This window comes from Actinomadura sp. NPDC049753 (assembly GCF_040674655.1).
Classification (GTDB): Bacteria; Actinomycetota; Actinomycetes; order Streptosporangiales; family Streptosporangiaceae; genus Spirillospora; species Spirillospora verrucosospora.
This window is the reverse complement of record NZ_JBFARL010000042.1, coordinates 37,435-46,662: the sequence shown is the minus strand read 5'-3', so window position 1 is coordinate 46,662 and position 9,228 is coordinate 37,435. Positions and strand designations below refer to the sequence as shown.

The 9,228-nt window shown below is 73.4% G+C and carries 8 protein-coding genes and 1 pseudogene; 4 read left to right on the top strand and 5 right to left on the bottom strand.

Going from position 1 to position 9,228, the window contains the following annotated elements; all coding sequences use genetic code 11:
* Both AB0K37_RS14225 and AB0K37_RS14220 read right to left on the bottom strand, forming a co-directional pair.
* Nucleotides 1-210 (bottom strand): annotated as a pseudogene (locus tag AB0K37_RS14225) (deoxyribose-phosphate aldolase); the annotation flags it as partial.
* 110 nt (nucleotides 211-320) lie between these two features.
* Nucleotides 321-989, bottom strand: a complete 669-nt coding sequence (locus AB0K37_RS14220; RefSeq protein WP_363979896.1) for an SRPBCC family protein — start codon at nucleotides 987-989, stop codon at nucleotides 321-323.
* Nucleotides 990-1,124: 135 nt separating this feature from the next.
* Between AB0K37_RS14220 and AB0K37_RS14215 the strand changes: the two genes are divergently transcribed.
* A complete protein-coding gene (locus tag AB0K37_RS14215; protein ID WP_363979893.1) occupies nucleotides 1,125-1,772 on the top strand; it encodes a TetR/AcrR family transcriptional regulator in 648 nt (215 codons plus the stop codon).
* Nucleotides 1,773-1,905: 133 nt separating this feature from the next.
* Nucleotides 1,906-2,586, top strand: a complete 681-nt coding sequence (locus AB0K37_RS14210; RefSeq protein WP_363979890.1) for a GntR family transcriptional regulator — start codon at nucleotides 1,906-1,908, stop codon at nucleotides 2,584-2,586.
* Nucleotides 2,587-2,608: 22 nt separating this feature from the next.
* Here AB0K37_RS14210 and AB0K37_RS14205 read toward each other — a convergent pair whose 3' ends face one another.
* From AB0K37_RS14205 to AB0K37_RS14195, 3 genes are read right to left on the bottom strand one after another with little or no spacing between them, the layout of a single operon-like run.
* Entirely contained in the window at nucleotides 2,609-3,694 is a 1,086-nt protein-coding gene (locus tag AB0K37_RS14205) for a 4-oxalomesaconate tautomerase (RefSeq protein ID WP_363979887.1), read from the bottom strand.
* The gene (locus AB0K37_RS14200; RefSeq protein WP_363979884.1) at nucleotides 3,691-4,425 is read right to left on the bottom strand and encodes a 4-carboxy-4-hydroxy-2-oxoadipate aldolase/oxaloacetate decarboxylase; all 735 of its coding nucleotides are present in this window, start codon (nucleotides 4,423-4,425) and stop codon (nucleotides 3,691-3,693) included. Before AB0K37_RS14200 ends, AB0K37_RS14205 begins: the two co-directional genes overlap by 4 nt.
* Before the next feature lie 28 nt (nucleotides 4,426-4,453).
* A complete protein-coding gene (locus AB0K37_RS14195; protein ID WP_363979882.1) occupies nucleotides 4,454-5,200 on the bottom strand; it encodes a PIG-L deacetylase family protein in 747 nt (248 codons plus the stop codon).
* A gap of 224 nt (nucleotides 5,201-5,424) precedes the next feature.
* Here AB0K37_RS14195 and AB0K37_RS14190 point away from each other — a divergent pair, with 224 nt between their 5' ends.
* Both AB0K37_RS14190 and AB0K37_RS14185 read left to right on the top strand, forming a co-directional pair.
* The gene (locus tag AB0K37_RS14190; protein WP_363979879.1) at nucleotides 5,425-7,116 is read left to right on the top strand and encodes a hydantoinase B/oxoprolinase family protein; all 1,692 of its coding nucleotides are present in this window, start codon (nucleotides 5,425-5,427) and stop codon (nucleotides 7,114-7,116) included.
* Nucleotides 7,113-9,179 carry a hydantoinase/oxoprolinase family protein gene (locus tag AB0K37_RS14185; protein WP_363979876.1) on the top strand — a complete coding sequence of 689 codons (2,067 nt, stop codon included), beginning with the start codon at nucleotides 7,113-7,115 and terminating at the stop codon, nucleotides 9,177-9,179. The genes AB0K37_RS14190 and AB0K37_RS14185 overlap by 4 nt, the downstream gene beginning before the upstream one ends.
* Nucleotides 9,180-9,228 lie beyond the last annotated feature (49 nt).

Genomic DNA, 9,228 nt, shown 5'->3' with positions numbered 1-9,228 from the left:
CCGCACCTTCCCCGCCGTGTCCGCACCCTCCAGCGTGGTCAGATCCACCATCGAGATCGCCAGATCGATCGCCGCCGCCTTCGCCGACGTCTTGACCGACCGCGTGGCCAGCCGCGCCGCCCGCTCCTCGGCCCCCACCCGGTCCACCCCGGGCAGACCGTGCAGGAAGGCGCGCAGCTCGGCGGCGCTGTTCAGAGTCTCCGTTGACACTCCCCAAGCATCGCCGAACTACGTCCCAGGCACAAAACGGACGCTCAGCGCAGCGGTCCGGTCGTCCGTCCAGGGCGCGCCGCCACCGAGTTCGCCGCGCGGTAGCGCCGTCACCGGCGGTGGCCGGCGCGGGCCTCGGCGGCGGCCTTCAGGTCGGCCAGCCAGGCCCGGAGCCCCTGGCCGAGGATCTCGGTGGCCCGGGGAACGTCGGCTTCGACCTGGTCGCCGGTCCAGGTCTCCTCGGTGTGCACGCGGACGCCTCCCCTGACCCTGGTGAAGGTCCACAGGTGGACGCCCTCGTCGATGCGGACTCCCTCACCGATCGCGGGCCCGCTCCACAGGACGCAGGTTCCGGGCCGCAACTGCCGGACGGTGGAGGTGATGGTCAGCGTCGTGGCGGGCGTCGTCGGGGTGGGGGGCGCCGGCGTGGTCCACCGGAATCGCGACCCCTCGCGGAGGGGCCCCGGGTCGAGGCGCTTCATGGACAGGACGGGCTCCTGCCAGTCCGGCCAGCGCTCCACGTCCGTCTGGAGCCCGAAGACGGTGCTCAGCGGCGCCTTGATCAGGATGTCGCTCCGGTAGCGGACGAGGGCGGCGGGATCGACGCCCCCGCCCCGGCACTGCGACCGGCCGCCGCGGTCGGCCGGAGCGGCGTGCGCGGCCGGGACCGCGCCCGCGAGCACGCCTGCGGCGAGCGAGAGCGAGAGCGCGGTCGTGCGCATCCGCTTGCCGGGACGGAGGCGCAGGCCCGACGGGCCCGAGGTGCGATTGCGGAACATGGCGTTCCCTTCGATAGAAGTATTTACCTTCGTTAGAAGTTATAACCAGCGAGACCGGGCGACGTCAACGGCTTCGGTGATACCTTCTAACTAATTCTTGGCGGTGTAGCTTCGTCGGCGGAGAGGAGGCCCGTCATGGCGGAGCCGGACACCGGGAGCCCGCGCGAGCGCTACCGGGCGCAGGTGCGTGCGGAGATCAAGGAACGCGCGTGGGAGCAGATCGCCGCGGCGGGCGCGTCCGCGCTCTCCCTCAACGCGATCGCCAAGCGGATGGGCATGAGCGGGCCCGCGCTCTACCGCTACTACGCCGGGCGCGACGAGCTGATCACCGAACTCGTCCGGGACGCCTACCGCAGCCTCGCCGACACGCTCCGCTCCGCGTCCGGGACGGGTGCCGGCCTGGCGGGCCTCGCGCACGCCGTGCGCGGCTGGGCCCTCGCCGACCCGCACCGGTACTTCCTCGTCTACGGCACCCCCGTGCCCGGCTACCACGCGCCGGACGACACGACGGCCGTCTCCGACGAGATCATGGCGATCCTGCTCGACGCCTGCGCGGCGCCTTCCGAAGAGGAGCCCGCCACGCCGTTCGACGCGCATCTGGAGGGCCACCGCGACTGGGCGCGCGGCCATCCAGCCCCGCCGGCGGCCCTGCGCCGCGCCCTGACCTTCTGGACCCGCTGCCACGGCGTCCTGTCCCTGGAGCTCGCGGGCCATTTCGCCGGAATGGGCTTCGACCCGGCGGAGCTCTTCGCGGCCGAGGTGGACGGCCTGGCCGTGCGCTGACCCTGCGGACCGGGCGCCCCGGGCCGCGGCGCGAACCTTCCCCGCGCCCTCGGCGCCACGGAGAATGGCGCTAATATTGTTGCGAATATAGGCGCCCGTCGAGACACGGCGGGCATCCGGAGGGAGAGTCCCCGTGGTGTCCCGAGGAAGCGGCCCCGCCGCCGGCGACCAGAGCCCGGCGGACCGGCTGCGCGCGCTGATCCTCGCGGGCGAGATGGCCCCGGGGCAGCGGCTGGTGGAGGGCGATCTCGCCGAACTGCTCCAGGTGAAGCGGTCGGCCGTGCGCACGGCGCTGGTGGAGCTCACCGCCGAGAGGCTCGTCGAGCGGATCAAGAACCGCGGCGCCCGGGTCCGCGTGATCGGCGTCGCCGAGGCGATCGCGATGTACGAGTGCCGCATGGTGCTGGAGGGCCTGTGCGCGCGCAAGGCCGCGGAGAACGTCACCGAGGACGAGGCCGAGGAGCTGCGCACGATCGGCGCGAGCATGGAGGCGGCCGTCCGGGACGGGGATCCGCTCCGGTACTCGCAGCTGAACGAGCGGCTGCACGCCCGGATCCGGGAGATCGCGGCCCAGCCGGTCGCGATGGAGATGCTCGAGGGCATGCACGCGCAACTGGTCCGGCACCGCTTCCGGCTGGCCCTGCGCCCCGGACGGCCGGCGGAGTCACTGCCCCAGCATCTGCGGATCATCACGACCGTCGCCGGCGGGGACGCCGAGGCCGCCGAGGCGGCCATGCGCGAGCACGTCCTCGATGTGATCAGGGCCCTCGGCGAGGGCGACGAGCTGGCGCTGGGACCGCTCCCGGCCGAGTGAGGCCCGCCGGCGGCCGGGCTCCTCAGCCGCGGGGGAACGCCGTCCCGTCGAACAGCTTGCGCGCCGTCCGCACCACGCCGCTGCGCCGCACCGCCGGCGGCTCGGCGGCCGGGTCGACGTCCACCTCGACCACCAGGTGCCCCGTCGGGTGCTCGACGTCCACGCGGGTGCCGCCGGCCGGCCAGGACGCGGTGAGGTCATGGCCGACGGCGCCGGGCAGGCGCACGGCGGTCACGGCGGAGATGGCGCCCAGCACGCCGATCGCGGTGTGCGGGTCGACGGGGATGAAGGTCCGGGTGGCGAGCATGCCGCCGTCCCTCGGCTCGGCCACGAGCGTGGTCTTCGGGACGGACGACGCGGTGACGTCCCCCAGCCCCATCAGCGCACCGGCCCGGATCCGCAACCGGTCGACGCGGTCCAGCAGCCGCCGGTCGGCGGCCAGTTCACCGTGGGACTCGTGGCCGCTCAGGCCGAACGACGCGGCGGCGGCGACGACCACCGGCATGCCGTTGTCGACGCAGGTGACGGGAACCCCGTCGACCACGTCCCGCACGCGGCCCGTGGGGAGCAGCCGGCCGGTCGCCGACCCGACGGTGTCGGCGAACTCCAGCACCACCGGCGCCGCCGTCCCCGGGACGCCGGCGATGGCGGTGCCGCCGGCGTACCGCACGACGCCTCCCGGAGTGGGGAAGCGCGTGCGGGCCACGCTGCCGGAGTTGACCATGCGGACGCGCACCACGGTCTCCGGGTCGCCGGCCGGAACGAGCCCCCGCTCCACGGCGAACTGCCCCACCCCGGCCAGGAGGTTGCCGCAGTTCTGCCGGTCGCTGACCACGGCCTCGTCCACGCCCACCTGGAGGAAGAGGTAGTCGACGTCGACGCCGGGACGGGTGGAGCGCGAGACGACCGCGACCTTGCTGGTCAGGGACGTCGCCCCGCCCAGCCCGTCGATCTGCCGGGGGTCGGGGGCGCCCATGACGCGCAGCAGCAGATCGTCCCGTTCGGCGGGGTCGCCGGGAAGGTCGCCGGCGAGGAAGTACGCGCCCTTCGACGTGCCCCCGCGCAGCAGCATGCAGGGCACGCCGCCGTCCGCCGTTCCGGCCGTCACGAGGCGCTCCCCGTCACGCGGTCCTCGGCCGCGCGCTCCGCGGCGTACTCCTGGGCGGTGACATAACGAACGCCGAGCCGGACGAGCGTGGCCCGCAACCCGTACCGGTCCAGGCCGAGTTCGCCCTCCCGGAAGGCGGCGCGTGTGGCCTCCTCCTTCTCCGCGCGAGCCCGGGACGCCGCGAGCGCCCGGTCGACCGCGGTCCGGGGGACGCACACCACTCCGTCGTCGTCGGCCAGGACGGCGTCCCCCGGGCGGATCGTCTGCCCGCCGATGACGACGGGCGTGTTGACGCATCCGGCGGTGGCCTTGACGGATCCCTGGGCGCTGACCGCGGCGGACCACACGGGGAAGCCGAGGCGGTGCAGGTCGTCGACGTCGCGGACCCCGGTCGCGGTGACCAGTCCGCGCACCCCCCGCTTCATCAGGGCGGTGGCGAAGAGCTCGCCGAACAGGCCGTCCGCGCAGTGCGAGGTCGTCGCGACGACCAGGACGTCGCCGAGGCGGCACTGCTCGACCGCGGCGTGGATCATGAGGTTGTCGCCGGGCCAGCACAGCGCGGTGACGGCCGTCCCGCCGATGCGCGAGCCGAGGTGGACCGGCCGGATGCCCGGCCCGAGGTATCCGGCGCGGCCCAGCGCCTCGTGGACGGTGGCCACGCCGTGAGCGGCCAGCGCGTCGACCCGGTCCAGCGGGGCGCGCGGCACGTCGGTGACGATCACCTTCTCCATCAGGACTCCTCCCGGATCCGGCCGCCGCTCATGCCAGCACCCCCGTGACCTGCGGGTAGAGGCGCGTGTAGGCCTCGCCCATCGTGGCGTGCGGCAGGCCGAGGTTCGGCCCCGCGTTCCGCTTCAGCTGCACGCCGCGCCGCCGGGCCAGATCGGTGTAGTAGTCCCACATGTGCTGCTGGGCGGGCAGGCACTCCATCGCGGCGCGCTTGCGCTCGAACGTGGACGTGATGTCGAGCAGGACGTCGGGACGGAACTCGCACATCTCGGGCTGGTGCGGTTCGAAGCAGAACACCGGCGGGGCGCCGAGCGGGTCGCCCGGAGCGTCGTACCCGATCGCCTGGGCGAGCACGCGTGCTTGCAGGGCCATGCGGGCGGCGGCCGGGTGGTCGCCGTTGTAGGGGTCCGCGAGCGTGTGGGTCAGGACGACGCTCGGGGCCACGTCGCGGTAGACGCGGACGAGGCGGTCGACCAGCTCGGGGGTCTCCCGCAGGGGGTAGTCGCCGGCGTCGAGGAAGACGACCTCCGCGCCGAGGGCCTTCGCGGCGTTCTCGGCCTCGGCGCGCCGGATCTCCTTGATCTCGGCCAGCTGCCTGCCCTCGCGCCAGGCGCGGGCGGACTCCCCGCGCTCGCCGTAACTCAGGCAGACGACGGTGGCTCTCTCGCCCCGTTCGGCGGCCAGCGCGATCGCGCCTCCCGCGCGCCAGACGAAGTCGCCGGCGTGGGCGCTGACGACCAAGAGTGATGCCGGGCTCTCCGGTGGACGTGTGGACATGCTCTACCTCATCTCTGGGGGCTCCTCGCCCGCCGGCCCGGGAGGACGCTTCGGGGCGGCGGGGGCGCCTCAGGTGGCGGGCCGCCTTCAGCATGTGAGGCGCCCGACAGATTGTCAACAATCTGGGTGCACAAAATTGTTCGCCAGAATAGTTGACAGCGCGCCGAGGGCGCGCCAACCATAGGGCCACCCACCTTTACCCAGGTCAACGGAGGGAGTGGGCTATGACCGCAGTCGACATCGGCGCCGCCGACGAGGAGCTGGCGCCCTCTGCGCGCATCGACCCGATCACACTGGAGATCCTCTGGAGCCGGCTGATCGCCATCGCCGACGAGGCCGCGACGACCCTGAAGCGGACGGCCTTCTCGCCCATCGTCACGGAGTCCAACGACTTCGCCTGCGTCGTCTTCGACGCCCGCGGCAACGCGATCGCCGAGAACACCATCGGCATCCCGAGCTTCAACATGACGATGGGCGTGACCCTCGCGGAGATGCTCGCCTGGCGCCCCGCCGACCAGTGGCGGCCCGGCGATGTCGCCTGCACGAACAACCCCTGGATCACCTCCGGGCACCTGCCCGACGTGACGGTGATCGCCCCGGTCTTCCGGGAGGGCCGCCTCCTCGGCTGGACCGGCAGCATCGCCCACATGGCCGACATCAGCGGCGCCCTCTGGTCCGCCGACACCCGCTCGGTCTACGAGGAGGGCATGTTCATCCCGCCGATGCTGCTCATCGAGCAGGGCGAACTCAACGAGACCCTGCTGAGGCTCCTGCGGGCGAACCTGCGCATGCCGGTCGAGGTGGTGGGGGACCTGATGGCGCAGGTCACCGCCGGCAGAACCGCCGCCCAGCGCCTGGTCGAGTTCGCCGGCGAGACCGGCATCGGCTCCCTCGACGAGATCTCCGGCGAGATCTGCCGGCTCTCCGAGCGGTCGATGCGCCGGGCCGTGTCCGCGATCCCCGACGGGACCTACCGCGCCGGCCACGACCTCGACGGGACGATGGACGGGGAGGCCGTCCATCTGGAGGTCGCCGTCACCGTCCGGGGCGACGCCATGACGGTCGACTACACCGGCACCTCGCCCGAGGTGACGCGAGCGCTCAACGTGGTCAAGCCCTACACCGACGCGTACACCTGCTATCCGCTCAAGTGCGTGCTCGACCCGAACACCCCGCGCGCCGAAGGCTCCTACCGCTGCATCACCGTCTCGGCCCCCGAGGGCTCGATCCTCAACCCGCGCTACCCCGCGCCGGTCAACGCCCGCCAGCTCGTCGGCCACTGCCTGGCCATCACCCTCTACAAGGCCCTGGCCCCCGTCATCCCCGACCGGGTGATCGCCGAGTCGGGCAGCGCACCGTCGCTGCGCGCCGTGATCTCGGGCCCGCGCGACGAGTCCGGGAGGCAGTTCACCGCCATCCCGTTCATCAACGGCGGCATGGGGGCCCGCCCGGTCGCCGACGGCCTGTCGACGACGTGCTTCCCCTCGAACATCGAGGCCGGGTCCATGGAGGCCCTGGAAGCCACCGCTCCGCTGCGGATCCGGCGCAAGGAGCTCCTCCCCGACTCCGGCGGGGCGGGGAAGTACCGCGGCGGACTCGGGCAGAACGTCGAGATCGAGCTGCTCGCCCCCGGCGAGTGCACGCTGTCCCTCTTCGTGGAGCACGTCCGCAACCGCCCCGAGGGCATCCTCGGCGGCCACGCGGGCGGGGCCTCCCGGGTGACGGTCAACGGCCGCGGCGACGGCTTCCCGCTCAAGGGACGCAGCAGGATCCGTCCGGGAGACCGGATCACCATCGACTATCCGGGCGGCGGCGGCTACGGCGACCCGGCCGAGCGCGACCGCGACGCGGTCCGGGCCGACGTCCACGCCGGACTCGTCTCGGAGACCGCCGCCCGGGAGGTCTACGGACTGTGAACGACATCCAGGTCCCCAGAATCGCCGGTGTCGACGTCGGCGGAACCTTCACCGACGTCGCCGTCCACGACCCCGTCCGCGGCGTGGTGGAGGTGCACAAGCTCCCCACCACACCGGACGACCCGACCGACGCCATCATCGACGGCCTGAACGCCCTCGGCGGGGCCCCGCTCGTCGTGCACGGCACCACCCTCGTCACCAACGCCCTGATCGAGCGCCGCGGCGCGCCGACCGGACTGATCACCACCACCGGGTGGCGCGACGTCCTCGAGATCGCCAACGAGCTGCGCTACGACACCTTCGACCTCTTCCTGCGCCGCGCCGAGGCGCTGGTGCCCCGGCACCTGAGGCTGACGGTGGACGGGCGGATCGGGACCGACGGCTCCGAGGTCGAGCCGCTCGACGAGGACGCGGTGCGCGAGGCCGGCCGCCGGCTCCTCGACCAGGGCGTGCAGGCGGTCGCCGTCGGGTTCATCAACTCCTACCGCAACGGGGTGCACGAGCGGCGCGCGGTCGAGATCCTGCGGGAGGCGTTCCCCGAGCTCACGGTCTGCGCCTCCGCCGACGTGGCGCCAGAGATCCGGGAGTACGAGCGGTTCTCCACCGCCGCCGCCAACGCCTTCGTGCAGCCGCTGGCCACCCGGTACCTGCGACGGCTCGCCGACCGGCTCGGCACCCCGCCGATGATCATGCTGTCCGACGGCGGCATCACCACGGCCCGCGCCGCCTCCGAGCGCCCGATCGCCCTGGTCGAGTCCGGACCGGCCGCCGGCGCCATGGCCGCCGCCCACATGGCCACGACCTGCGGGTTCAAGGACGTCGTCGCGTTCGACATGGGCGGCACGACCGCGAAGGTCTCCCTGGTCCACGACGGCGCGCCCGCGCGCACCCACCTGATGGAGGTGGCCCGCGCCCACCGCTTCAAGCGGGGCAGCGGGTTCCCCGTCCGGGTGCCGACCGTCGACCTCATCGAGATCGGCGCCGGCGGCGGCAGCATCGCCTGGGTCGACGACCTCGGGCTGCTCAAGGTCGGCCCGCGCAGTTCCGGCGCCGTCCCCGGCCCCGCCTGCTACGGCAAGGGCGGCACCGAGCCCACCGTCACCGACGCGGACCTGGAGCTCGGCCACCTCGCACCGGACAGCTTCCTCGGCGGCGCCATGACCCTGGACACCGCCGCCGCGGGTCAGGCCCTGGACCTGCTGGCCGCCCGCCTGCGCACCGACAGGCGCACCACGGCCGCCGGCATCGCCGACGTCGTCAACAACGCCATGGCGACCGCGGCCCGCCTCTACATCTCCGAGCAGGGGCGCGACCCGCGCCGCTACCGGATGGTCGCCTTCGGCGGGGCCGGGCCCGTGCACGCCTACGACGTCGCCCGCCTCCTGCACATCGGTGAGGTCGTCTTCCCGCGCGGCGCCGGCGTCGCGTCCGCGATCGGGATGCTGGTGGCGCCCCGTGCCGTCGAGTGCACGACGTCGCTGGTCGTCCCCCTCGACGAACCGGACTGGGACGCCGTGGACGCCGTCCTGAAGGACCTGGAGGGCCAGGCGCGCGCACAGCTCGACGAGGCGGACGTCGACCCCGCGGACGTCAGGCTGGAGGCCGCGGCCGACATGCGGTACGTGGGCCAGGGATACGAGCTGACGGTGCCGCTCCCGCTCGACGTCGTCCGCGGCCACGACACGGCCGGCCTGGTCGAAGCCTTCGAGACCGAGTACCGCACCCGGTTCGACCGGGTCCTCAAGGGCATGCCCGCCCAGGTCATCTCCTGGCGGCTGCGCGCGCTCTCCTCGCCTGTGGTGAAGACCGTGGAACTCGCCACCGGCGCCGCCGCGCACTCCGCGGCCCCCCTCGGCACCCGCCCCGCGTACTTCGCGGAACTCGGCGACTACACCGACACACCGGTGTACCGCCGCGTCGACCTCGCCCCGGGCAGCACCGTCGCCGGGCCCGCGCTGATCGAGGAGACCGAGTCGACGGTCGTCGTCGGCCCCTCCGGATCCGTCCGGGTCGACGACATGGGCAATCTCGTCATGACCATCACGAGCGGAGACGGCGAATGACCACCTCCCAGCGCCCCGAGCCGATCTATCCGGCCGGGATCCTCCCGAG

Excerpts from the sequence above, each read along its gene's own strand:
- AB0K37_RS14190 (WP_363979879.1), top strand. The coding sequence starts at position 5,425 with ATGACCGCAGTCGACATCGGCGCCGCCGACGAGGAGCTGGCGCCCTCT.
- AB0K37_RS14215 (WP_363979893.1), top strand. The coding sequence starts at position 1,125 with ATGGCGGAGCCGGACACCGGGAGCCCGCGCGAGCGCTACCGGGCGCAG.
- AB0K37_RS14200 (WP_363979884.1), bottom strand. The coding sequence starts at position 4,425 with ATGGAGAAGGTGATCGTCACCGACGTGCCGCGCGCCCCGCTGGACCGG.
- AB0K37_RS14220 (WP_363979896.1), bottom strand. The coding sequence starts at position 989 with ATGTTCCGCAATCGCACCTCGGGCCCGTCGGGCCTGCGCCTCCGTCCC.
- AB0K37_RS14195 (WP_363979882.1), bottom strand. The coding sequence starts at position 5,200 with ATGTCCACACGTCCACCGGAGAGCCCGGCATCACTCTTGGTCGTCAGC.